Here is a 23,988-nt window from a genome sequence, read left to right as displayed (position 1 = left end):
CTATCAGGCCTCCCGCTCGGTGAGACCGCCGTCGATCCGCCGCATGATGTCTGACTTGATCGCAGCGATCTCGGCGTCGCCCCGCGCGCGACGCGGCGTGCGGATGGGCAGGTCGGCAACAACCCGAGCCGGTCGCGGCGACAGCAGGAACAGGCGGTCGCCGAGACGAGCCGCATCGTCCACGTCATGGGTCACCAGCAGCGTCATGACCGAACGGCCGTCGACCAGCATGGCAATCTGATCGCGCAGACGGACGGCGAGGGCGTCATCGAGCGAGGCCAGCGGTTCGTCGAGAATGAGGAAATCCGGCTCGATGGCGAATGCGCGGGCGAGCGCGACGCGCCGGGCGAGGCCGAGTGATAATTCGCCGGGAAAATGGTTGCGATGTGCGCCCAATTCCAGAATTTCGAACAGCGCTGAAAGCTTCGCCTCGTCGGCCAGAGGTGCGACAAGCCGCACGTTTTCCTCGACCGATCGCCATGGCAGCAGCCGAGGTTCCTGGAACACGACGCCGATCCGTGCGCCGGCGGGACGCACGACGCGCCCTTGAAAGTCGTGGTCAAGGCCGGCGAGAATCCTCAGCATGGTGCTCTTGCCGCAGCCGGAGGGACCGACGAACACGCCAACCTCTCCTGCATCGAGCGCAAAGGCCACGCCGGCGATCACGTCGTGCTGTTCGCCCGCCGCGTTCCTGAACTTCTTGCTGGCGATATCGACGTCAAGCCGCACGGGGGCGCCACCGGGATAACCGGGCCTCAAATGGCTGCACCAGCAGGGTTTCGATGACGAGCACGACTGCCGCAAAGCTCAGTGAATAGGCCAGCAAAAGCGGGATGTCGAACAACTGGAACGCCACGCCAATCTCGAAGCCAACGCCGTTCGGGCGTCCAAGCAACTCCGCAACAAGGACGATCTTCCAGACCAGGGAAAGTCCCGATCGCGCAGCGGCTGCGATATAGGGCGCCAGTTGCGGCAAGATGACGTGCCGGAACGTCCTTCCGCGCGGCAACGCAAATACGGTCGCCATTTCGTCGAGCGCCGCGTCGAGCGCCCGCGCCCCCTCACGCAGCGTCACGACGGCGGTCGGCAGCTTGTTGATGGCAATTGCCGCAATGGCGGCGACTTCGGTCAATCCGGCCCAGATGTAGGCGAGCACGATGACCACGAGCGCCGGCAGATTGAGCAGCAGGATCAGCCAGGGGTCGCCCAGCCGATCGGCAAGCCGCACCCGGCCCATCAAATAGCCGATGGCGGCACCCAGCGTCATCGCCAGGGTGAAGGCGAGCGCCACGCGCGCCAATGTCACGCCGAGATTGAGGAACAAGGCGCCCGACTTCGCTTCCGCAAGCATGGCCGCGAGCACGGTTGGCGGAGGCGGCAGCTTCGCATCGCCGGCGAGCAGCGAGGCGATCCACCAGGTTGCGAAAAACACGGCGAATGAAAACAGACGCGGCACCTCAGTCTCCCGGGATCGCGTGATAGAATGTGCCGGAAGCGAGTTCCGGCGCCGCCCCGACAAGTTCGCGGCCACCGATCCCAGCCAGCACGCGGTAGAGGATGCGCGCGTCGGCTTCCTCGTCGGCGATCGGGCGACGTGGAATTCCCTCCCGGTAGCGATCGCGATAGACGCGGAGCGTTGCGGTGTCGGGGGCGCCGGTCAGCGGCGCAATTTTCTCCCACTCGGCATCCGAGGTCGACAGGATCTCTTTCGCCATGCGGGTCATGGCGATAAAGCGGGCCACCGTGTCCTGGTTGGCGTTCGCCCATGCTTCGTCGAAGACGTAGCCGATCATCGCGGTGCGGCCGGTGGCGCCAAGTTTCGGCAGCAGATCCTCAACGCCGGCGACGCGGCGGAAGCCTTTCGCTTCCAGCACGGCGCAGAAATTCCAGTAGTTCATGGTGGCATCCATTTCCCCGCTGAGCGTCTTTGCCGTCAGCAGCGGCGGCGCGCCGTAAGCAATGGTCGCCTCCGACTTCAGGTCGATGCCGCCCTGTTTCAGCCACGCTTGCAACAGCAGCCAGTTCTTGTCGATCGGGCCGCCGGCAACGGCGAGCTTGCGGCCCTTGAGATCGGCCAAGGTCTGGATCGGTGACGCGGCCGGTACCATGACGGCGCCGAGCGCGCTCGAATAGGGATAGAATGTCAGCTTGGCGCCAAGTGTGCGTTCGCGCGATACCCACAGCCAGTCGGAGACGATGATGTCGGCGTTGCCGGCGCGAAGCGCGATCTTGCCCGCCTCCGGGCTCGCGAGCTCAACGACTCCCACCGAGAGATTGGCCTGTTTGTCGAGACCATGGGCGCGGATCACAGCAAGTTCCCACGCGAAGGTTCCGGTTTTTTGCACCGCAACCCGCACAGTTTCCGCGCCGTAGCACGTACCGACCTGCGCAGAGGCCAAAATAACCGCAGCCAGCAGCATGCGAATGCAAATTGTCATGGTGAGCCGTTTCCGCGCGCATCTTTTCTTGAGGACTGTCATAGCATAGCTTCCACGCTTCGTAGCGGGAGGAAGATCATGGCAGTTGTCGGATCGGTACGACGTATTGTCGCCGCGTTGTCAGCGTTGACGGCGGCGGCAACGATGGCGCGGGCCGACGTGATCAACGACTATCCGACGTCGGCGCGCGCCGAATACGTCTTTGGTTGTCTCAAGGCGAATGGCGAGACGCGGCAGGCGATCGAACAATGCTCCTGCTCGATCGATATCATCGCATCGATCATCCCCTATGACCGCTACGTCTCGGCCGAAACCGTCCTCAGCATGGCGCAGGTCCGGGGCAATCTGGGCGGGCAGTTCCGCACTTCAGAGCAGGCGGCGGGCGCACTCAATGATCTCAGGCGCGCACAGGCCGAAGCGGAAGTGCGATGTTTCTAGACGTGGTCGCGATGTGCTGGCGGTATTGCCTCGCCGTGTCGCGTCAAATCCCGGAATCGTCGACCTTCCATTCCTTCTGGAAGACGTGGCCTTCGGTATCCCTGGCTTCGGCCCGGAACCGCTTCGCGCCGTTCGAAACATAGGTAAAGCGGATATTGGGATCTTCCGAAATCGAGATGCCGCCTTCCATCGCCAGCACCAGACTATCGTCCTGCCACAGCCGCAACTGGTCGACGAAGAAGGCCGGGATGTAGAGCTGGGTCACCTGATCCATCTGCAGGCCGGAATGGCTGGGATGACCGATCATGATCTGCGCCTCGCGGGTGGCGCTGGCGGGACCCTGGCCAAGCCCTTGACTAGCAGGTCCTTCACTAGCCCGCGCGAACTGCCGGTATCGCATTTGCCCCAGGCGGCTCTTGGCTTCGTCGGCGACCTTGGTGGCCGGTGCGGAGCAGCCGCCGGAGGCCTTCACGTAAGTCTTCGTCATATAGAGCTTGCCGTCGCTCAGCTCGGCCACGGCGTGAACATCGGTATAGTTGTTGACACGCACGCGCGTCGAGATTTCCGTCACATTGGCGTCCGGCCCCAGTTCGAACTTTGCCGCCATCGGCGCCGGATTCTGGTCGATCACCAGCGTGATCCTCACGACGCGGCGGCTGTCGCCAGGCGGGAGCTTGGTGCGCAGGGTGACGGGAACGATCGCCGCATCCTCGGCGCGGTACGGCATCTCGATGGCGATCACCTCAGTGCCGTCGTTCATCGGGCGGTTGTTGAAGATGTCCTGGACCAGTCCGGGCCACGGATCGTTGGCCTCGGGCGTTGCCGCAGGCGCAATGCGCGCGCCGACAAGCATGACGCTCAGAAGGCTGGCGATGCAGAGCAGGTGGAAACGACGTCCGGGCATGGCGGCAGCCCTTCACTGGGATGGAACGTAACGCCGCCAGTATACGTCATCGGGCGGGCTATTCCCATTCAATTTCCGAAAATGCGGTTGTTGCATTGCGTGCATTGTAGTCGTCGAACAGTTGCCACCGCGGCCGCTCGCTGGCCGCGGCGGTGTCGGCGGCGACCGTGATCGGAGCGCCACGGGCGACCAGCCTGCGAACATCCGCCGCCAGCGTTTCGAGGTAACGGCGTTGGTCGGCGAGGGCGCCCGGCCATTCGCTCACAGGTCCGTGACCGGGAATTACGCGTTGCGCGGGAAGCGTGGCGAGTTCGTCGATCATCCCGAGCCATCCGCGAATACTGCCGTCCAGCACCGGAATGTGGCCAAGGAACACCAGATCGCCCGCGAACAAGGTTTTGGTTTGCTCGTCGAACACGGTGAGGTCGTTGTCGCTGTGCGCCGCCGGCCATGACCTTAAGGTCAGGATTCGTGAGCCGAGATCGAGCTTGATTGTGCCATCGACAAGGAGCGTGGGCGGTATCATGCGTACCCCATCCAGGGACTTCTCGCCCATGATCCGGCGAAATGCATCGAGATAGAATGGTCCGCGCGCCGCCAGCGCTCGCGGCAGGTTCCGATGACCGACGAACTCGGTTCCATCGCCTGCGAATGCGGCGCCGCCAAAGACATGGTCCGGATGGCCGTGGGTGTAGATGACGTAGCGGATCGGTTTGTCGGTTCGCGCACGGATCGCCGCAAGCAGCCTCTGACCCTCGCGAACGCTGCCTCCGGTGTCGACCACCGCAACCGCGCTCTCCCCGATGATGAATCCGATGTTCGCGGTCGCGCCTTCGTTCTCGCCCGTCATCAGCGCGGTCAGGCCCTGGTGCACGAATATTCCGGGAGCGACTTCGCTCACAGGCAATTCTTGCTGCTGGGCCTGCGCTAGGGTGGACGTCGCGAAAACCACGAGTAGGGCAAGAACCGAAACGCCATGAGCCATGTTTCTGCCTCAGTCTCGTCCGGAAGCGATTTCGGGTTTCGTCGAGCTGGTTTGCGTCGCAGCATGCAACGCAAATCCAGCACGGGGATATTCCTGTTGCACGCTCTGGCACGCTGAGCAATTGATGGATAGCGGGCGTTCGATCAAGAAGGGAATGCATGATGACAGATTGGGGACAACGCCGCCGCTTGCTGGTCTCGCTGCTCGCGATCACAGCCATATTCGCCGGTCGCGATATCGCCGGAGCGCAGACCAACGACAGCACCGACCTGTCTATCGAGCTCATCGATCCCAAGGTGCTGAGGGTTTGCGCCGACCCGCGCAATTTGCCGTTCTCGAACGACAAGGGTGAGGGAATCGAAAACAAGCTCGGTGAGCTGTTCGCCGAAAAGCTGCAGAAAAAGCTGGACTATGCTTACTACCCGCAGGCGGCCGGCTTTGTCCGGATGACGCTTGCCGCTCATCGTTGCGACGTCATCATGGGCTATCCGCAAGGCGACGACCTGGTGCAGGGCACCAATCCCTATTACCGGACCGCCTACGCGCTGGTGGTCAAGCAAGGCAGCGGCCTGGATGATGTCGCGGCGCTGGGCGACGCACGCCTGAAGGGCAAGCATATCGGCATTGTCGCCGGCACGCCGCCCGCCACCAACATGACAGCAAATGGTTTGATGGCGGAAGCCAAGTCCTATCCACTGATGGTCGATACGCGGATCGATTCATCGGCAGAAGTCATGATCAAGGATCTGACGGCGGGAAAGATCGACGCCGCCATTCTGTGGGGGCCGCTCGCCGGCTTTTACGCGGGGAAGGCGAACCCGCCGCTTCACGTCACGCCGCTCGTCAAGGAAACCACGGGGCCTCGGCTCGTCTATCGCATCGGCATGGGCGTCCGGCCGGCCGACCAGAACTGGAAGCGGATGCTCAACCGTCTGATCCAGGAGAACCAGCCGGCCATCAACAGGATACTGCTCGACTTCGGCGTTCCCTTGCTCGACGAGAATGACCGGCCGATCGGCGCGGAGACGGCGAAGAAGTCGCCGTGATACGAACGCTGGCGTGCGTGGTCGTCGCGACCTTTGTCCTCGCAGCCAACGTTCTCGCGCAGCAGAATGTGCCGGAGCCGGACGGATATCGCACGGATAATTATCGCGCGGCTGTTCCTGCGACCCTCGCTGGCGTACGCGTCCTTACGACGGCGGAGGCCGAAGCGATCTGGCGCGCAGGCAGCGGTGTTTTTATCGACGTGCTGCCGCGTGCGCCGAAGCCGCCAAATCTTCCCGCCGGCACGGTCTGGCGTGACAAGCCGCGGCTCAACATCCCCGGCAGCATCTGGTTGCCCGATACGGGTTACGGCAAACTGGCAGAGCCAACCGAGGCCTATCTGCGGCGCGGGCTCGAGCGGGCGTCTCATGGCAACAAAGCCGCGTTGCTGGTGATCTACTGTCAGGAAGATTGCTGGATGTCGTGGAACGCGGCGAAACGGGTGCTGTCCTACGGCTATTCCAATGTGGCCTGGTACCCGGACGGAACCGAAGGCTGGGATCGCGCCAGCCTGCCGGTCGTTGAATCACAGCCTGAGCCCAGAACGGATGACAATGGGGGCAAATGAGGGGCTTGGGGCAAATTGAGAAAACAACCCCATGCAAAGTAGAATGGGCCGTGGGTTCGCTACTCGATCTCCTGCTGGATCATGCGCCCGAGCGCGAACAACCGCTGGTCGATCGCGGTGGGCACCTCGCAGACGAATTTGACCACGCGCTGCCGGTCTTCAAAGATCCGGGTTTGCCAGACCATTTGATTGCTGAGTTCGTCGATCTTGGGTTGATCGGGCGGGGACGCGCCCTGCAGGGCATGCAGCGCGGAGACGTCGGACCGGATCTTGTCGGCGGCCTCGCGCTGCTTGCGGGTGATCCGTTCCAATCCGTTCATGACCGACGCGCGCTGCGCGTTGAGGCTGTCGAACAGTCCGGCGAACAGCAGCTTGCCTGTCGTGGCCTTGTCGGTCGCCGGGCTGCCAAGAAATTCCGTGATCAGTTTCTGGGCGTCGTCAAGGGAAGTCCGTCTTGCGGCCAGCCTCGCTACCTGCGCGCTCACCTTGGCATCGTCCTTCCATTTGTCCTTGACGTCGTCGAGCGGCGGACCGGCCCACACCGCGGTGAGCGAGATTTCCGGGACTTTGGCCTGGGTGCACGGCCAGTCCGGATAGCGCGGATCGGCGGCCAAGCCTGCCTTGGTCGATGCTGCGACAAGGAAGAGCGTCCCGATTGCGATCTGCCATCTCATGTTTTGCCTCCGGCGGATCATGCTTCGCCTCCGGCGGGCCCGCGGCGAACCAGGCCGCGCGATGGGTCATAGGCGTATATCGCACCGATCATGAAAGCCATCGTGCAGCAAACCACGACGGCCAGTGAAATCCAGCTCATCTGTCCGTACAGCGCAAAGCGTATCAGTTCGACGGCATGGGTAAATGGATTGAACAGGCAGACATAGTAGAGCAGAGGGCTTCCCTCCTGCACCCGCCACAGCGGGTAGAGCGCGGACGAAGCGAAGAACATCGGAAAAATCACGAAGTTCATCACACCGGCAAAGTTCTCGAGCTGCTTGATGCCGGAGGAGATCAGCATGCCGAGCGCGCCGAGCATCAAGCCCGAAACGATCAGCGCCGGCAGCACCGTGAGATAGCCGATCGGTGGCGGCGCGATATCCCAGAACCACGCGATCAACAGGAAGGCGTAGACCTGGAGCAATGACACTGCGGTTCCCGCAACCAATTTGCAGAACAAGAGATACCAGCGCGGCAACGGGCTCACCAGGAGAGTGCGCATATTGCCCATCTCGCGGTCGTAGACCATCGAGAGCGACGACTGCATGCCGTTGAAGAGCTGGATCATCGCCATCAATCCCGGCGCGATATAGACCTCATAGAGAATGTAGGTTTCGTATGGCGGGATGATGGAGATGCCGAGGACCTGACGAAAGCCGGCGGCGAAGATGAACAGCCACACCAGCGGCCTGACCAGCGCCGAAACGAAACGTTCGCGCTGGTGCACGAAGCGCAGCGCCTCGCGCCACACGATGCCGTTCAGGCAGGTGACATATTGCGCGAGCGAGAAGCCGCTGTGTTCTCGGCTGACGGTCGTGGAGCTCATGGCGCGGCGCTCCCGGGATCCACCGCGGCGCCAGTCAGGCGCATGAATGCGGAATTGATGTCACGGGCTCCGGCGTCGGCGATGATATTCTCCATCGGGCCATGCGCAAGAACCCGGCCCTGATGCAGGACCACCAGGTCGTCGCCGGGCACGATCTCGTCGAACAGATGGGTGGCCCATAGCACGCCGATATCCTGCTCGATCACGAGCTGGCGGACGTGGCCGAGAATGTCGGCGCGGGCCTTGACGTCGAGCCCGACGGTCGCCTCGTCAAGCAACAGCAGGCGCGGACGATGCAGTAAGGCGCGCGCGATTTCCAGCCGCCGCATCTGGCCGCCCGAGAGGTCGCGAACCTTGCTGCCGGCGCGGTCAGCTAGGGCGATGCGCGTCAGCACTTCGTCGCTGCACAGCCGCGCCTCGCGTTTGGCGATGCCATGCAGGGCGGCATGATAGAGCAGGTTCTGCGTCACCGTGAGATCGAGATCGAGCGTCCGTGACTGGAATACGACGCCGAGCAGCCGCAGCGCTTCGCCGGGCGCAAGGCTGATGTCGTGGCCGAAAATGCCGATGCGTCCAGTCTGGGTTCCGAACAGCCGCGTGATCAGCGCGAACAACGTGCTCTTGCCGGCGCCATTGAGGCCAAGCAGCGCCGTGAAGCTTGCCGGTGCGACCGCGAAACTGACGTCGATCAAAGCACGCCTTGTGCCGTAGGAATGGCTGATGCCTTCGATCGACAACGCGGGCGTAGCCGCAGCATCGCACCGGGGACGCGGGTCCGGTGGTGCAGGTCCTGTGCTGTGTGCGTCGATTGCTGTCATGGCTGAGCGAACGTGATCCCCCAGGGCAACTCGCCGACCTGGATTGTCTTGATCACCTTTTGCGCCGACACGTCGATGACTGAGACGTCGTTTGAAACGCCGTTGGTCACCAGCAGATATTTTTCGTCCGGCGTGAAGGCCATGTGCCAGACCCGTTGGCCGACCAGAAGATATTTCGTGACCTTATGCGTGGTGGCGTCGACGACGGCAACGCGATTGGCGGGGCCGAGCGCAATGAAGGCGGTCTTGCCGTCCTTGGTGATGCCGATGCCGACCGGCTGGATCGCCTCGCGCCGCAGGCCGGGAATGTTGAACTCGATCTTGCCCGTGATGGTGCGCTTGGCGGGGTCGAGGATGGAAACGGTGCCGCCGATCTCGGACGATACCCACAATTCGGAGCTGTCACGCTTGAACTCGGCATAGCGCGGCCGCGCATCGACCAGCACGTTGGCGACGATCTCGCGCGTCGCGGTGTCGATGAAATGCGCCATGTTGGTGGTTTCGGAAGTATTGATCAGGATCTTGCCGTCCGGGCTGAGGGCCATGCCCTCAGGCTCGACGCCGACCTGGATGTCACCGAGGCGGACGCGCTTTTCGAGGTCGATGATGGTCACCGTGTTATCGTTCTCGTTGGCGACGTAGAGGAGTTTGCCGGCGGCATCCTGGGTGAACAGTTCCGGATCGGGACCGGAGGGCAGGCTGTCCACCACCTGATGGGTCGCGGTATCGATCACTTCGATCTTGTCGTCATCGCCGACCGCGACCAGCACGAATTTGCCGTTCTTGGTGAATTCGATGCCGCGCGGGCGCTGACCGACCTTGATGGTATGGGTGACGATCCATTTGTCGGTATCGATCACCGACACGGTGTTGCTTTTCTCATTCGATACATAGGCGACGAAGGCCAAGGCGGGGCAGGTGGCCGCGAGCCACACCGCCATTCCGGAAAGCAGACACCGACGCCACATCCGCCATTCCTCCGTTTTCAGTTCAGTTTGCATTTGGTTTCGGGCCGGTCGACGCCGAGTGTGTCGAGTTCGGAGTATTGATGCAAGAAACCCTCCTGCGGCGAAACCGAGACGACCATGCGGCCGTCGACCAGCAGGATCGGCTGGCGTAGCTGCAGGTTCCAGTCCCGCAGCGTCAGCCGCTGTCCCTTGAACGCCGCAACCGAAAAATCCGGCTTCTTGAGAAAATCAAACACCGATTTCGGGTCGCCGGAGTTGGTGCGCGATGTCGCTTCGCCGATCATGCGCGCGGCGGTCCAGGCCTGCATGTCCCGCGCCGTCATGCGCCGCGAATTCAATTTGACGAAGCGGTTCTGGATCTGGATCGCACCCCACTGATCGTGCGCCGCGTCCCAGCTTGTCGGCACAAGGCCTGCCGAGCCGGCGATCGGCCGCGGGTCCCAGGTCCGGTACGGGAGATACGAAGCAAACACTTCGCTTTCGTCCGCCGCGACGAGGACGTCATAGGCCGGCGCACCTTGCGTAAATACCGGCATCTGACGCTGGATCAGGGTTACACCGCTGTCGGTGCGCCGCGCGCCGCCGGTATCCTCGAAGACCTTTTCCTGAACGATCTTGGCGCCAAAGCGGATCGCCGCGCGCCGCAGCGCATCGGCGTAAAGCTTGTCGGCTTCGTGTGAGCCGACCACCAGCAGCCAGCGCTTCCACTGCTTCCACACCAGATACTGCGCCAGCGCGTCAGCGAGCATCGAGCGGGTCGGGGCAACATGGATCACGTTGGCGCGGCAATCCTGCTCGCGCAGCCGGTCGTCGATCGCACCACTGTTCAACAGCACGGTTTTGCGATCGCGCAGCGCATCGGCCGCCTTTAACAGCGCGTCGGCAGGCAGATCGGCGATGATGATGCCATTGCGGTCGGCGAGAGCCATCGCCGCCTTGGCGACATCCTCGCCATCTTTCAGGCGAATTTCCTCGAGGAAGAAACGCTGGTTGAGGAATTTTCCGGTGGTGTTGTTGTCCTCGATCGCCAGCCGCGCACCCGCGATGCCGTCATTTTCCGACGGTTGCTCGACAAGAGACAGTTTCGATTTGATGCCGGCCTGACCGAGATAGCCGACGCGGATGTCGACGGGGTCGGCCGCGAACGCGGAACTGGCCACGAAACTTAGTCCGATTGCGCCGATCAACCATCGGATCATGGACGCTCCCTGAATTCTCCTCCTCGACTTGACGACGATGGAGGGATACTTGTCCCGCAAGCACACGCGGCTTGAAACTTGACTGAATTGTTCTAGCTTGCAAGTCCGCATTTTGTCGTTGCTTGGACGTCGACGTGAGGGATCACGATCATGAGAGCGCAGTTTGTCTTTGCCGCGCTGATGCTGCTGGTGTCGGTGCCGGCGCACGCCGATCCGCCGAAGCTCGCGATTTTCGATTTCGAGCTGCTGGACACCAGCCTCGAAGGCGAGATGAGGGGGCCTCAGGCCGACGAGCATGATCGACTGATCCGCATCAGCGATCTGGTGCGCCGGCAGTTGACGGAATCCAGCAGGTTCGAGCTTCTGGACATCTCGCCGGTGAAAGCTGCGGCCGAGGGCAGCAACCTGCAGGCATGCGGTGGTTGCGACGTCCAGTATGCGCAGCGCATCGGCGCGGATCTCGTCATCACCGGTGTCATGAAGAAGATCTCGACCCTTATCCTCAACCTGACCATCTTCGTGCGCGACGTCCACACCGGACAGCTCATCACCGCGATGAATGCCGATTTTCGCGGCAACACCGATGAATCCTGGACACGGGCGACGAGCTATCTCGTGCGCAACCGGCTGCTGGCGCCCAATTATGGCAGGCCCCAGCCATAATGGACTGTGCAAAATTTCAGGCTCTCAGGCGCGCGGCGTGCCAGCGCAGATGGTCGCCCATGAAGCTGGAGATGAAGAAATAGCTGTGGTCGTAACCGTCCTGGCGGCGCAGCGTGAGCGGAATGTTAGCCTTCTCGCAGGCGCTTTTCAGCAATTCGGGACGAAGCTGCTCGGTGAGAAACGAATCGGCGTCGCCATAATCCACCAGTAGATCGGAGAATCTGGCGCCGTCCTCGATCAACGCAACCGCATCATGTTTGCGCCAGGCCTGCCTGTCGCCGCCGAGATAGCCTCCCAGCGCCTTGACACCCCAAGGTACCTGTGAGGGAGCAACGATCGGCGCAAAGGCGCTGGCGGCGCGGTACCGGTCGGGATGGCGCAGTGCGACGGTCAGGGCGCCATGGCCGCCCATCGAATGGCCGAGGATGGATTGCCGCCCGGCATCGACGGAGAAATTCGCGGCGACCAGTTTCGGCAGTTCTTCCGTGACATAACTCCACATCCGGTAGTTACGCGCGAACGGCTCTTGCGTTGCGTCGACATAAAAGCCGGCGCCGAGCCCGAAATCATACGCGCCGGCGGGATCGCCACGCACCTTGTCGCCGCGCGGGCTGGTGTCCGGCGCGACGAAGACCAGTCCGAGTTCAGCGCAGGCGCTGCGGAACTCGCCTTTTTCCGTGACGTTGGCGTGGGTGCAGGTCAGTCCCGACAGATACCAGACCACCGGCAGCCTTGCGCCATCGGGATGGGCAGGGACGTAGACCGAAAACGTCATGTCGGTTCCGGTCTCGGCGCTGGCGTGCTTGTAAACGCCTTGCGTGCCGCCATGCGATTTGTTGAGCGAAACCGTTTGAATTGTCATGAACTCTCCATTGCCGTGCCGCGTCGCGCCGTCTTTAGGCCACGCCGTTGTCGATGGCCAACCGCACCAGTTCGGCGGATGTGCGCACGCCGAGTTTGTGGCGCATGATCGAGGATGTGTTGGCGACGGTCTTGTAGGAGGAATGGACCAGCCACGCGATTTCGGACAGGCATTTTCCAGCGCTGAGCAGGCGCAGTATTTCCATCTCGCGTGCCGTCAGTTTTGAAAGCGGGCTCTTTGCGTATGAAGGGCCGGCGAATGCAATGCTTTGCGCGATCGCCGGCGGCAAATAGACCCCGCCCTTTGCTACTTCACGGATAGCATCAACAAGATCCTGGGGATCCCCGGTCTTGGAGACAAAACCCTTGGCGCCGACGTCGATGGCGCGCACGGCGAATACCGGGTCATCGTTCATGCTGAACATGATGATACGCGCCGACGCATCGCGCCCGAGCAGGCGTCGCGCCAGTTCGAAGCCGGACACCGTCGGCAGGTTGATGTCGAGCACGCAGATATCGGGATGCAGTTCGCCGAACACGCGTTCGCCGCTCTCCGCGTCGGAGGCTTCCACGACATCGATCTCCGGCTCGTCCGCGAACAAGGCACGACAGCCCGAAGCGACGATGCGATGATCATCTACGATCAGAACGCGCATTGGCATTGGTCCCGAATAGCCGCGTCAATCCCGTTGTGCACCGCATCAGGTGAAACACCGGCGCAGACTTCGGGGCGATACCTGCCGTCGATGGTCATGCAACCCGGGCGATGTTGCTATACCCTTCGATTAGATAGACGCCGGTTTTATCTGTCAACGCTCTGCTCAATGATGAATTGAAGACGAGTTCGCTCTCAGGCAAAGGCGATTTCACTCCTGGACAAATGATATGTGGCAAAAGCTTTCGTTACGTGCCCGGATCAACCTGCTGCTCGCGCTCGTCCTCACGCTTGGTCTGGCCATCAATGTTGCGCGGTTGGTGCTCGAGGCCGGGCCCCGGGTTCAGGCTGAAGATCAAAGCGTCATACGATTGGCGCGCGAGTTCATCGATACGATCGTTGCAGGATTAAAAGAGGCGCCGGATCCCGAAGCGCGACTGAACCAGATTGTCCACGACCTCAACAAGCTGCGTCACGTCAGCATCACGCGACAGAGCGAAGCCATCGCAAGATCCGGGATCGCGGACAAGCCGGACGACAATGCCGACGCACGCTCGCCGCCGGCATGGTTCGTCAGGCTTGTTCACCCCGAACAGACCACGGTGAACGTGCCGATTTCGATCAAGGGAAAACCGGACGCGCTGCTGATTACGTCGCATCCGAACGACGAGGTGGCCGAAATCTGGGACGGGATATTCACCCAGCTCCTGATCGGCGCCGCGATTGCGATCGTCCTTTTCCTCATTACCAGCAGGGTCGTTGGCCGGGCGCTCGCGCCGATCCAGACCCTTTCGGGTGCGATGGCGAAGATCGAGGCCGGCGGTTACGACACGCGCGTGAAACCGGACGGGCCGCCGGAACTCGTTGCCATCTGCGACAAGTTGAATCACCTTGCGGCCACTCTGGGCGATGCGGTTGAAGACAAGCGGCGCCTGGCCGAGCGCGTCGTCTCGCTGCAGGATGTCGAACGCAAGGAAATTGCCCGCGAACTGCATGATGAATTTGGACCCTATCTCTTCGCTTTGCGGGTGCACGCCAGCGCCCTGACGCGGATTGCGGATGCGGGAGATCCGAGCGCGGAGGCCACGCGAAGGCACGGCAGTGCCATATTGGAACAGCTGAATGCCTTGCAGCAGTCCAATCGCCGGGTTCTTGAAAAATTGCGTCCGGTGGGACTGACGGAACTCGGCCTTCGCGAGGCGCTCGGCGCGCTGCTGCGCCTGTGGGGCGAGTCTCACCCCGAAGTCGCTATCGAAACGGCGATCTCGCCCTCGTTGGGCGACACCGGCGAGACTGCTGATCTGACGATCTACCGCACCATCCAGGAAGCGCTGACCAATGTATTTCGCCACGCCGGCGCCACCAGCATCAAGGTAAGCGTTGAACCGGCCGAACTGCCTGTGGGCCTTGCGCGTACCGGCCGCGGCGGCGCCTTGGTGCGGGTTCGTGACAATGGCAACGGATTGGGGCCCGATCACAAGCTGGGCTTCGGGTTAACCGGCATGCGCGAGCGCATTTTGGCGCTGGGCGGATCGCTTACGATTGCGTCAGGAGATAGCGGGGTAACGGTCGAGGCCTTGGTTCCCCGGGACGTGGGGCGATAGATTCTTTTTTTGACGCGTTTTCTTCACGCGAACCGGGTGTCCACTTCGCTGGAAAACGCTCCAGTTCGGGAATTTTTCCCGAACTCGTTCGGGACGTTTTGTATGGTGCGCAACTTTTTTTGACGCCCTAAGATCGCCGGCGGCGTACCGGCAGACATCAATGCAGCCGGATTGGGATGGGACGAAGTAAAATGGGCGCGCGATTCCTGTTTATCGGGACAATATCACTGTGTCTGGTTCCCGGGAGTGACTGTGCTCAAGCCCAGGACGCGCCCGGTTCGACCGAGGTCTTACCGGCCATCGAGGTGGTTTCGCCGGGGACAGCCGCCAGGCCCGCCCGCAGCAGAAATGCGCCTCGGGCAACCAGAAGCACCCGCAGGGTTTTGATTTATCCAACCGCGCCCACGCCGACGGCCGGTTCCGGAATGGATGTCGACAAGGTGGCGGCAAGCGTCAACGCGGTGGGGGCCGGACAGATTGCGCGCACCGGCTCGCTCAACATCGCGGACGCATTGCAGCAACAGGTGCCGGGTATCATCATCAGTGATACGACCGGAAATCCGTTTATGCCTGACATACAGTTTCGGGGTTTCGTCGCATCTCCGGTCGCCGGTACGCCTCAGGGACTGGCGGTTTACCAGAACGGCGTGCGCATCAACGAAGCGTTCGGCGACACCGTCAATTGGGACTTGATCCCGACTGCCGCGATCAGGTCGGTCACCGTCGTCACCAATAATCCCGCATTCGGTCTCAATGCGCTGGGCGGTGCCGTCAACGTCCAGATGAAGGATGGCTTCAACTATCGCGGCGCTGAAATCAACACGATGGGCGGCTCGTTCGGACGCATCCAGAGTTCGGCGCAGTATGGCAAGCAGATCGACAATTTTTCCGTCTATGGCGCGCTCGAAGGCGTGCGTGACAACGGCTTTCGCAATTTTTCGGAGTCGGCCATTCGCCGGTTCTATGGCGATGTCGGCTACCGGACCGATAGCAGTGAATTTCACCTCAATGTGGGCGTCGCCAAGAACAATTTCGGCGCGGCTGCGACGGTGCCGGTTGAACTGCTGCAGAATTACTGGGGCGCCACCTACACCACGCCGCAGACGACATCCAACCAGGTTGCCTATGCCAATCTGACCGGAAAGGTCGAGGCCACGCCGACCTGGACGATCGAAGGTTCCGCGCGCGTCCGCGCTTTCAGGCAAAAAACGGTGGATGGCAATCCGACCGAGACCGAGCGATGTGGCGCCGATCCGGGCCTGCTTTGCTTTAACGACGACGACGTCCCGGCGAATGGCCTGAACGGCGTCCAGCTCGCCAATCCCTTCCCCGACAACGCCGTGCTGGGACAGATCGACCGGACCACAACCCGTTCGGTCACGACGGGGGCAACCCTGCAGGCAACCAATACCGATCAGCTGTTCGGGCACAACAACCAGTTCATGGTCGGCGCCAGTATCGACTCCGGTGTCACCCGCTTCGGGGCCAGCGCCGAACTCGGCACCATCGGCTCGAACTACGTCGTCAACGGCAGCGGTATCTATCTCGGTCCATCCGGCGAGCCGATCGCGATCGGCCCGGTTTCGCTTCGCGCCACCAACCGGTACACCGGGCTCTACGCGTCAGACACGTTCGACGTGACCGACAGATTTTCGATCACCGGCGGCGGCCGGTTCAACCATGCGCATATTAAGCTGGAGGATCAGATCGGTACGGCGCTCAACGGCGAGCACACGTTTACCCGCTTCAATCCGATGATCGGCGGCACCTACAAGATCACACCCGCTTTGACGGCCTATGCGGGGTATTCCGAGGCCAATCGTGCGCCGACCCCGCTGGAACTCGCATGCGCCGATCCTTTGCGCCCCTGTCTCATCGCCGCATTCCTCATCGCCGACCCGCCGCTGAAACAAGTCGTGTCCCGCACCATCGAGGCAGGTTTCCGCGGAACGTCGGAGCTGAATATCGGAACGTTGAGTTGGAAAGTTGGTGCGTTCCGCGCAACCAATGCTGATGACATCCTTGCGATTCCAAGCCCTGAGCTGCAGGGATTTGGCTATTTCCAGAACGTGGGTTCGACGCGGCGCCAGGGCATCGAGGCCCAGGTCAATCTGACATCGAAGACACTGCAACTCTATGCCAGCTATGCCCTCGTGGATGCGCGCTTCCTCGATGCGCTGCAGGTCGGCTCCAACAGCCCGTTCGCCGACGACAACGGCAATGTCCAGATTCTGCCGGGCAATCGAATTCCGGCGATCCCCCGCAACCGGATCAAGTTCGGCATCGACTACGCGATCACGGATGCCTTCAAGGTCGGAGGCGATGCGCTGTTCGTCGACAACCAGTTTTTTGCCGGTGACGAATCCAATCAGGCGACGAGACTGCCGGCCTATGCGGTGTTCAACCTGCACACCTCGTATCAGATCAACAAGACGCTCCAGATCTATGGCCGCGTGGATAACATCTTCGATAACCGCTATGCGACCTATGGGACCTTCTTCGACATGGGTGACATCCCCAACTTCGCCAATGGCGGTGCGCCCTTCACCGATCCCCGTTCGCTCAGCCCGGCGCGGCCGCGCGCTTTTTACGCGGGCCTGAAGGCGACGTTCTGAACGAACGGCGCGTCGCGGGATGCCGATCAAAGCCGGCCTTCACGGCCGGTTCCACCAGGCATGGCCGATCCATCCCAACACCAATGCGCCTGCAATCCACAACAGGATGATAACAGCCATTCCGGCCCGGCTGGTTGGACGCTGCGCGGCGGCGTCTGCCTTGGCGCGGCACTCGACCATGATCTCATCGGGAATCAGCGTCACCACGAGCCAGATGCCCAACGGGAGCAGGATCAACTCGTCGAGATAACCGATGATGGGGATGAAGTCCGGAATGAGGTCGATCGGCGACAGCGCATATCCGGCAACGGCGATGGCGAGCGCCTTCGCGTACCACGGCACGCGCGGATCGCGGGATGCGAGATAGATCGCGTGAGCGTCGCGTTTCAGACCCTTCGCCCACGATTTGATACGAGAGAGCATTGCGCCTTCCAGAGTACCGGGTTTCCTGGCCAAGGTAGCAGCGTGAGCAGAACTTGCGGCGCATTTCAGCCGCGCTTTTTGCGGGTCGACGACCGGGTGAGACGCAGGCGGCCATAGGTGCGCGGCAGAAACTGCTTGCCCCTGGTGCTGAGGAAATCGAGCATCGCCTGCGCTGGCGGCAGCAAGACCTTGTCCTTGCGGGAAAGTGCGTACCATTGCCGGATCACGGGAAGGCCGACCACGTCGAGCGTCGTCAAACGCCGTTCGTCGAGTTCGGTGGCGACCGTGTGCGCGGAAATGAATGCAATGCCCAAACCTGCGATCACGGCCTGCTTGATGGTCTCGTTGCTGCTCATGGCAAGGCCGATCTTGGGACGAATGCCGGCGGATTCGAACAGCTGCTCCATCAGGCCGCGCGTTCCGGATCCGGGTTCGCGCGTCAGGAAAGTCTCGCTCGCAAGCTCGCCCGGCGCGATGCGGGATTTTCGCGCCAGCCGATGTCCCGTCGGCGCGATGATGACGTGGGGGTGATCGCCGATCAGGTGAACGTTCATGTCGATGTCGGCCGGCGGGCGGCCCATGATCGCAAAGTCGAGATCGTAGCCGCGCAGCGCCGTGCCGATCTCCTGCCGGTTTCCGATCGAGAGCGTGACTTCGACGTCCGGATGCCGTTTCGAAAATCCTGAAATCATGAACGGCACGAAATATTTCGCGGTGCTGACGGCGCCGATCGAGATGCGGCCGGCGGTCTTCCCCGCCATCATCGCCATCGTGGTTTCGCAATCTGATATCGCCGCCTCGATCCGCTCAGTCAGCGCCAGCACTTCGCGCCCGGCTTCCGTCAGCAGCATGCCGTCGCCGGTGCGCTGGATCAGCGGCAGCCCGGCGAGTGCCTGCAAATTGCGAAGCTGCAGCGTGACCGCGGGCTGGGTGAGATGGAGCTGTTTGGCCGCTGATGTGACCGATCGGCTTTTTTGAACGGCGGCCAGTGCACGCAACTGGCGGATCGTCACTTCCCGCAATAACCGGCCTGCCATCGCCGCACCCTTTATAACAAAAACTTTGCTCAGACCAAAGATAACAAAATTTTACTAATTCGGCAAACTGCGTTTCCTTTGACATCGCGGATGGCCAGACCGGCGAGACGCTTGAGAGCCCCCGAAAGAGGGCACAGGGGAGACGGCCATGGACGAGCGCGTGACGCTGCGTTCACATCTCGATCGGTCCGCGTTGCAGACGCCGCTGCATGGCGCTGCGCTTGCCGACGTGATCAAGGCGATTGCCGCCGCTTCCATCGAGCTTGCCGCCTTGATCGCGGATGGGCCGTTCGCTGGCATCACCGGGCGGAACGGCGGCATCAATCCTGACGGCGATCAGCAAAAGGATATCGATGTCGCCGCCGATGAAATGATACGGCGCGCCTTGCGCGGCACCCCGGTGGCGGCGGTTCTTTCCGAGGAAGCGGCGCTGCCGGAAACCTTGCGTCCTTCGGCGCCGTTCTGTGTTGCGATCGACCCGCTCGATGGATCGGCCAACCTCGACAACAATATCTCGGTCGGCACCATCTTTTCGATCCGCCCCAGGGGCAACGACCTGCTTTCGACCTTCTTCGAGCCCGGCACGGCGCAGTGTGCCGCGGGTTTCATCGTCTACGGTCCGCAGACCACGTTCGTCCTCGCGCTCAACGCGCGCGTCGATGTCTTCATGCTCGACCGCCACGCGCAGGAGTTCGTGCAGACCCGGCAGGCTGTGCAGATCGCACGCAACATGCCGGAGTTCGCCATCAACGCGTCCAATCACCGCCACTGGCACGGGCCGGTCCGCACCTATATCGACGAGTGCCTCTCCGGCACCAGCGGCGGCGGCGAGGCGGATTTCAACATGCGCTGGATCGGTTCGCTGGTGGCCGAAGCGCTTCGCATCCTGGTGCGCGGCGGCGTGTTCCTTTATCCGGCCGATGCCCGCCCGAGCTATCGGGAAGGACGGCTTCGCCTGCTGTACGAAGCCCATCCAATGGCGCTGATCATGGAATGGGCGGGAGGCGCGGCGTCGACCGGGCGCCGGCGAATTTTGGAACTGGCTGCAAAAACTCCGCATCAGCGGGTGCCGCTGATCATGGGATCGGTGCACCACGTGCGCGACGTTACGGCCATTCACGACAGGATCGAACCGATGTTCGACAATAGCGACGCACCGCTGTTTGCGCGGCGCGGTCTGTTTCTCTGACGAGGCGAACGACATGTCGCGGGCTCATCCCATCATATCAATCACGGGTTCGTCGGGCGCCGGCACGACGTCGGTGAAGAAGACGTTCGAGCAGATCTTCCGCCGCGAAAAGGTGGTTGCGGCCTACATCGAAGGTGACGCCTTCCACCGCTACAATCGCTTCGAGATGCGCACGAAAATGCTGGAGGAAGCCGAGCGCGGCAACAAGCATTTCAGCCATTTCAGCCCGGAAACCAACCTGTTCGTTGAACTGGAACGGGTGTTCCGGGACTACGGCGAATCCGGCACCGGAACGACGCGTCACTACATCCACGACGATGAAGAAGCGAAGCTGTACGGCGCCGAACCGGGCACGTTCACCGACTGGCGCAAATTGCCTGAGAATTCCGACTTGCTGTTCTACGAAGGGCTGCACGGCGCCGTCGTGACCGACAAGGTCAACGTCGCGCAGCATGCCGATCTCAAGATCGGCGTCGTGCCTGTCATCAACCTGGAATGGATCCAGAAGCTGCACCGTGACCGCAACGCCCGCGGCTATACCGCGGAGGCGGTGACCGACACCATCCTGCGGCGCATGCCCGACTACGTGAACTATATCTGTCCGCAATTCGCCGATACCGACATCAATTTCCAGCGTGTGCCGACCGTCGATACGTCGAACCCGTTCATCGCGCGGTGGATTCCAACGCCGGACGAATCGATGGTGGTGATCCGCCTGAGGAATCCGCGCGGCATCGATTTTCCGTATCTGCTGTCGATGATCCCGCACAGCTTCATGTCGCGCGCCAATTCGATCGTGATCCACGGCGCGAAGCTCGATCTGGCGATGCAGCTCATCCTCACCCCGCTGATCCTGCAACTGATGGAACGCAAGAGGCGCACGACATGAACGCTCCCCTGTCCCGTATTGCCACCCGTCCGGATGCTTCGCACGCGGAAATGGCCAACGCGATTCGCTTTCTGGCGATCGATGCGGTTGAACAAGCAAAATCCGGCCATCCCGGTATGCCGATGGGCATGGCCGACGTCGCGACCGTCCTGTTTTCGCGATTCCTCAAATTCGATCCGGCCGACCCGGCATGGCCGGATCGCGATCGCTTCGTGCTATCAGCCGGTCACGGCTCGATGTTGCTGTACGCACTCCTGCACCTGACGGGCTATGAGGGCGTGACATCGGATGAACTCAGGGCCTTCCGGCAATGGGGATCGAAGACCCCGGGACATCCCGAGTATGGCCATACCCCTGGCGTCGAGACCACCACCGGGCCGCTCGGGCAGGGTATCGCCACTGCCGTCGGCATGGCGCTCGCCGAACGGTTGATGAATGCGCGGTTCGGCGACGACTACGTCGATCACTTCACCTATGTGATATCAGGCGACGGCTGCCTGATGGAAGGCCTCAGCCATGAGGCGATCTCGCTGGCGGGCCATTTGAAGCTCAATCGCCTGATCGTGCTGTTCGACGACAACGAGATTTCGATCGATGGCGCGACTTCGCTGTCGTGTTCGGATGACCAGCTCGCGCGGTTCAAGGCCTCCGGATGGTCGGCCTGCCGTATCGATGGCCACGATCCCGAAGCCATTGCCGCGGCGATCGAACGGGCCCGAACCAGCGACCGGCCGTCGCTGATCGCCTGCCGCACGCTGATCGGCTTCGGGTCGCCGAACCGCCAGGGCAGCGAAAAAGCCCATGGCGCGCCGCTCGGTGCCGATGAAGTTGCGAAGACCCGCCACGCGCTGAACTGGCCGCACCCGGCGTTCCAGATTCCGGAGCATATCGCGGCGCAATGGCGCGACGCTGGCGCACGCGGGCATGCCGCCCGCCGCAGCTGGATCGAACGCACAAAACGCTGTGCCGCGGCGCGCTCGCCGTTTCACGATGCCCTCAATCGCAACCTGCCGTGCGGCTATGTTGACGCGATGGCGCTGCTGCGCGATCGCTTCGCAGCCGAGCGGCCCAACATCGCGACCCGGCAGGCCTCGCAGCTGGTGATCGACGGGATTGCCGAGGCGTTGCCGAATTTGCTCGGCGGTTCGGCCGATCTGACCCATTCCAACCTGACGCGCGCCAAGACGCATAAGCCCGTTCAGGCCGACAGCCTCAACGGCAGTTACATTCACTACGGCGTCCGCGAGCACGCGATGGCGGCGGCGATGAACGGCATCGCGTTGCATGGCGGCTTCATTCCCTATGGCGGTACGTTTCTGAGCTTCGCCGACTACAGCCGCCCCGCGATCAGGCTGGCGGCATTGATGGGTATCCGCGTCATCCATGTGATGACGCACGACTCGATCGGACTGGGCGAAGATGGCCCCACTCACCAGCCGGTCGAGCATCTGGCATCGCTGCGGGCGATCCCCAATTTGCTGGTGTTTCGCCCCGGCGATGCCGTTGAAACCGCAGAAGCCTGGGATTGCGCGTTGCGCACCCAAAATAGCCCGTCGCTGCTGTGCCTGTCGCGGCAGGCGATGCCGACGTTCCGCGAAGCTGGCGAGCAGAATCTGGTCGCGTTTGGCGCTTACGTCGTTGTCGATCCGGAGGAAGGCCGCGACGTCACCCTGATCGCAACCGGCTCGGAAGTATCAATTGCGATGCACGCGGCTGAACTGCTGGCGAGCGTCAACGTCTGCGCCGCCGTGGTCTCGGCGCCGTGCTTCGAACTGTTTCGCCAGCAATCCCGCGAATATCGCACCGCGGTGCTCGGACGCGTGCCGCGGATCGGTGTCGAAGCCGCGGTCGAGGGCGACTGGGCGCGCTGGCTCGGCGATGACGGCGAGTTCGTCGGCATGACCGGCTTTGGCGCTTCCGCGCCGGCTGAAACACTCTATCGCGAGTTCGGCATCACCGCGGACGGGGTGGCGAAGGCCGCGCTGCGCTGCATCGCGCGCGCCAGGATGGCGGTGAACGACACGTGACCGCCTGCAAACAGACAACGACATGGAGGGACCGATGGCCAGGATCACACTGAGGCAATTGCTGGATCATGCCGCCGAGCGCGGCTACGGCGTGCCGGCGTTCAACATCAACAATATGGAGCAGGGCCTTGCGATCATGGAGGCGGCGGCCGCCGTCGATGCGCCTGTTATCATCCAGGCCTCGCGCGGCGCGCGCTCCTACGCCAACGACATCATGCTCTCGAAGATGATCGACGCGCTGGAGGAGATGCATCCGCAGATTCCGCTCTGCCTGCACCAGGACCACGGCAATGAGGAAGCAACCTGCGCCACCGCGATCAAGCATGGTTTTACGTCCGTCATGATGGACGGCTCGCTCAAGGCCGATGCCAAGACCGCGGCGGATTACGACTACAACGTCGACATCACCCGCCGCGTCGTCGACATGGCGCACTGGATCGGCGCCTCGGTCGAGGGCGAGTTGGGGGTGCTCGGCTCGCTGGAGCATGGCGGCGGCGAACAGGAGGACGGCCACGGCGTCGAGGGTGAGGTCAGCCACGATCAGCTCTTGACCGATCCGGACCAGGCGGTCGATTTCGTCCGCGCCACCAAGGTCGACGCGCTGGCGATTGCAATGGGCACTTCGCACGGCGCCTACAAATTCTCGCGCAAGCCGGACGGAGACATCCTTGCGATGCGGGTGGTCGAGGAGATCCATCGCCGGCTGCCGAACACGCATTTGGTGATGCACGGCTCCTCCTCGGTACCGCAGCCGCTGCAGGACATGTTCAACCAGTTCGGCGGCGAGATGCCGCAGACCTGGGGCGTGCCGGTCGAGGAGATCATCCGCGGCATCAAGCATGGCGTCCGCAAGGTCAACATCGACACCGACTGCCGGCTGGCGATGGCCGCGGCGTTCCGAAAGGTCGCAACCCAAAGCCGCAGCGAATTTGACCCGCGCAAATTCCTCAAGCCCGCGATGGACGCGCTGCGCGACCTTTGCCGTGAGCGCTTCGAACAGTTCGGCACTGCCGGCCACGCCTCCAAGATCAAGGTCGTTCCATTGGCCGAAATGGCGAAGCGCTATCGCTCCGGCGCGCTCGACCCTCGTATCGGGGAGATGACCCATGCCGCCTGATCTTTT

At 62.3% G+C, this 23,988-nt stretch carries 24 protein-coding genes; 10 read left to right on the top strand and 14 right to left on the bottom strand.

Going from position 1 to position 23,988, the window contains the following annotated elements; genetic code table 11:
* Positions 1 to 3: 3 nt before the first annotated feature.
* Genes JQ629_RS23310 through JQ629_RS23300 form a run of 3 tightly spaced genes read right to left on the bottom strand, consistent with a single transcriptional unit; the run spans position 4 to position 2,420 of the window.
* Entirely contained in the window at positions 4 to 729 is a 726-nt protein-coding gene (locus JQ629_RS23310; protein WP_212414644.1) for an ABC transporter ATP-binding protein, read from the bottom strand.
* Entirely contained in the window at positions 719 to 1,456 is a 738-nt protein-coding gene (locus tag JQ629_RS23305; protein WP_212414643.1) for an ABC transporter permease, read from the bottom strand. The genes JQ629_RS23310 and JQ629_RS23305 overlap by 11 nt, the downstream gene beginning before the upstream one ends.
* A 1-nt stretch (position 1,457) precedes the next feature.
* A complete protein-coding gene (locus JQ629_RS23300) occupies positions 1,458 to 2,420 on the bottom strand; it encodes an ABC transporter substrate-binding protein (protein WP_502753260.1) in 963 nt (320 codons plus the stop codon).
* 96 nt (positions 2,421 to 2,516) lie between these two features.
* Here JQ629_RS23300 and JQ629_RS23295 point away from each other — a divergent pair, with 96 nt between their 5' ends.
* Entirely contained in the window at positions 2,517 to 2,876 is a 360-nt protein-coding gene (locus tag JQ629_RS23295; protein ID WP_212414641.1) for a hypothetical protein, read from the top strand.
* 43 nt (positions 2,877 to 2,919) lie between these two features.
* On the opposite strand, the gene JQ629_RS23290 is transcribed toward JQ629_RS23295, so the two are convergent.
* Together JQ629_RS23290 and JQ629_RS23285 are read right to left on the bottom strand one after the other, a co-directional pair.
* Positions 2,920 to 3,780 carry a quinoprotein dehydrogenase-associated SoxYZ-like carrier gene (locus JQ629_RS23290; protein WP_212414640.1) on the bottom strand — a complete coding sequence of 287 codons (861 nt, stop codon included), beginning with the start codon at positions 3,778 to 3,780 and terminating at the stop codon, positions 2,920 to 2,922.
* A 58-nt stretch (positions 3,781 to 3,838) separates the two neighbouring features.
* Positions 3,839 to 4,765: a quinoprotein relay system zinc metallohydrolase 2 gene (locus tag JQ629_RS23285; RefSeq protein ID WP_212414639.1), complete on the bottom strand. Its 927-nt coding sequence runs from the start codon at positions 4,763 to 4,765 to the stop codon at positions 3,839 to 3,841.
* A gap of 161 nt (positions 4,766 to 4,926) precedes the next feature.
* Here JQ629_RS23285 and JQ629_RS23280 point away from each other — a divergent pair, with 161 nt between their 5' ends.
* Together JQ629_RS23280 and JQ629_RS23275 are read left to right on the top strand one after the other, a co-directional pair.
* Positions 4,927 to 5,811 (top strand): substrate-binding domain-containing protein, encoded by an 885-nt coding sequence (locus JQ629_RS23280; protein WP_212414638.1) that lies wholly within the window; start codon positions 4,927 to 4,929, stop codon positions 5,809 to 5,811.
* Positions 5,808 to 6,377: a PQQ-dependent catabolism-associated CXXCW motif protein gene (locus JQ629_RS23275; protein WP_212414637.1), complete on the top strand. Its 570-nt coding sequence runs from the start codon at positions 5,808 to 5,810 to the stop codon at positions 6,375 to 6,377. Before JQ629_RS23280 ends, JQ629_RS23275 begins: the two co-directional genes overlap by 4 nt.
* A gap of 59 nt (positions 6,378 to 6,436) precedes the next feature.
* Here the strand turns inward: JQ629_RS23275 and JQ629_RS23270 are convergent, their stop codons facing one another.
* The 5 genes from JQ629_RS23270 to JQ629_RS23250 are packed head-to-tail and all read right to left on the bottom strand — an operon-like array spanning position 6,437 to position 10,902.
* Positions 6,437 to 7,051: a hypothetical protein gene (locus JQ629_RS23270; RefSeq protein ID WP_212414636.1), complete on the bottom strand. Its 615-nt coding sequence runs from the start codon at positions 7,049 to 7,051 to the stop codon at positions 6,437 to 6,439.
* A gap of 17 nt (positions 7,052 to 7,068) precedes the next feature.
* The gene (locus JQ629_RS23265; RefSeq protein WP_212414635.1) at positions 7,069 to 7,917 is read right to left on the bottom strand and encodes a lanthanide ABC transporter permease protein PedC; all 849 of its coding nucleotides are present in this window, start codon (positions 7,915 to 7,917) and stop codon (positions 7,069 to 7,071) included.
* On the bottom strand, positions 7,914 to 8,735 hold the full coding sequence (locus JQ629_RS23260; protein ID WP_212414634.1) for a lanthanide ABC transporter ATP-binding protein PedB/LutE: 822 nt from the start codon (positions 8,733 to 8,735) through the stop codon (positions 7,914 to 7,916). Before JQ629_RS23260 ends, JQ629_RS23265 begins: the two co-directional genes overlap by 4 nt.
* Entirely contained in the window at positions 8,732 to 9,703 is a 972-nt protein-coding gene (locus tag JQ629_RS23255; protein ID WP_502753255.1) for a YVTN family beta-propeller repeat protein, read from the bottom strand. Before JQ629_RS23255 ends, JQ629_RS23260 begins: the two co-directional genes overlap by 4 nt.
* A gap of 17 nt (positions 9,704 to 9,720) precedes the next feature.
* Positions 9,721 to 10,902, bottom strand: coding sequence for a lanthanide ABC transporter ABC transporter substrate-binding protein PedA1 (locus JQ629_RS23250; RefSeq protein ID WP_212414632.1), 1,182 nt, complete (start codon positions 10,900 to 10,902; stop codon positions 9,721 to 9,723).
* A gap of 150 nt (positions 10,903 to 11,052) precedes the next feature.
* Here JQ629_RS23250 and JQ629_RS23245 point away from each other — a divergent pair, with 150 nt between their 5' ends.
* Positions 11,053 to 11,565: a DUF3280 domain-containing protein gene (locus JQ629_RS23245; RefSeq protein WP_212414631.1), complete on the top strand. Its 513-nt coding sequence runs from the start codon at positions 11,053 to 11,055 to the stop codon at positions 11,563 to 11,565.
* Positions 11,566 to 11,581: 16 nt separating this feature from the next.
* Here JQ629_RS23245 and fghA read toward each other — a convergent pair whose 3' ends face one another.
* Positions 11,582 to 12,427: an S-formylglutathione hydrolase gene (fghA, locus tag JQ629_RS23240; protein WP_212414630.1), complete on the bottom strand. Its 846-nt coding sequence runs from the start codon at positions 12,425 to 12,427 to the stop codon at positions 11,582 to 11,584.
* Between the two features lie 34 nt (positions 12,428 to 12,461).
* Entirely contained in the window at positions 12,462 to 13,082 is a 621-nt protein-coding gene (locus JQ629_RS23235; RefSeq protein ID WP_212414629.1) for a response regulator transcription factor, read from the bottom strand.
* Positions 13,083 to 13,311: 229 nt separating this feature from the next.
* Between JQ629_RS23235 and JQ629_RS23230 the strand changes: the two genes are divergently transcribed.
* A complete protein-coding gene (locus tag JQ629_RS23230; RefSeq protein WP_212414628.1) occupies positions 13,312 to 14,685 on the top strand; it encodes a histidine kinase in 1,374 nt (457 codons plus the stop codon).
* A 176-nt stretch (positions 14,686 to 14,861) separates the two neighbouring features.
* The gene (locus JQ629_RS23225) at positions 14,862 to 17,300 is read left to right on the top strand and encodes a TonB-dependent receptor (protein WP_212414627.1); all 2,439 of its coding nucleotides are present in this window, start codon (positions 14,862 to 14,864) and stop codon (positions 17,298 to 17,300) included.
* Positions 17,301 to 17,339: 39 nt separating this feature from the next.
* Here the strand turns inward: JQ629_RS23225 and JQ629_RS23220 are convergent, their stop codons facing one another.
* Together JQ629_RS23220 and JQ629_RS23215 are read right to left on the bottom strand one after the other, a co-directional pair.
* Entirely contained in the window at positions 17,340 to 17,723 is a 384-nt protein-coding gene (locus JQ629_RS23220) for a YkvA family protein (RefSeq protein ID WP_212414626.1), read from the bottom strand.
* Between the two features lie 65 nt (positions 17,724 to 17,788).
* The gene (locus JQ629_RS23215) at positions 17,789 to 18,760 is read right to left on the bottom strand and encodes a LysR substrate-binding domain-containing protein (protein ID WP_212414625.1); all 972 of its coding nucleotides are present in this window, start codon (positions 18,758 to 18,760) and stop codon (positions 17,789 to 17,791) included.
* A 148-nt stretch (positions 18,761 to 18,908) separates the two neighbouring features.
* Between JQ629_RS23215 and JQ629_RS23210 the strand changes: the two genes are divergently transcribed.
* Genes JQ629_RS23210 through fba form a run of 4 tightly spaced genes read left to right on the top strand, consistent with a single transcriptional unit; the run spans position 18,909 to position 23,982 of the window.
* Entirely contained in the window at positions 18,909 to 19,949 is a 1,041-nt protein-coding gene (locus JQ629_RS23210; protein WP_212414624.1) for a class 1 fructose-bisphosphatase, read from the top strand.
* A 13-nt stretch (positions 19,950 to 19,962) separates the two neighbouring features.
* The gene (locus JQ629_RS23205) at positions 19,963 to 20,838 is read left to right on the top strand and encodes a phosphoribulokinase (protein WP_211998830.1); all 876 of its coding nucleotides are present in this window, start codon (positions 19,963 to 19,965) and stop codon (positions 20,836 to 20,838) included.
* On the top strand, positions 20,835 to 22,865 hold the full coding sequence (tkt, locus tag JQ629_RS23200; RefSeq protein WP_212414623.1) for a transketolase: 2,031 nt from the start codon (positions 20,835 to 20,837) through the stop codon (positions 22,863 to 22,865). Before JQ629_RS23205 ends, tkt begins: the two co-directional genes overlap by 4 nt.
* Before the next feature lie 34 nt (positions 22,866 to 22,899).
* A complete protein-coding gene (gene fba, locus JQ629_RS23195; protein ID WP_212414622.1) occupies positions 22,900 to 23,982 on the top strand; it encodes a class II fructose-bisphosphate aldolase in 1,083 nt (360 codons plus the stop codon).
* Positions 23,983 to 23,988 lie beyond the last annotated feature (6 nt).

It is taken from the genome of Bradyrhizobium sp. AUGA SZCCT0222, assembly GCF_018130205.1.
In the GTDB taxonomy this organism is placed as follows: domain Bacteria; phylum Pseudomonadota; class Alphaproteobacteria; order Rhizobiales; family Xanthobacteraceae; genus Bradyrhizobium.
The sequence above is the reverse complement of the archived record's forward strand: the minus strand, read 5'-3'. Positions and strand labels throughout refer to the sequence as shown.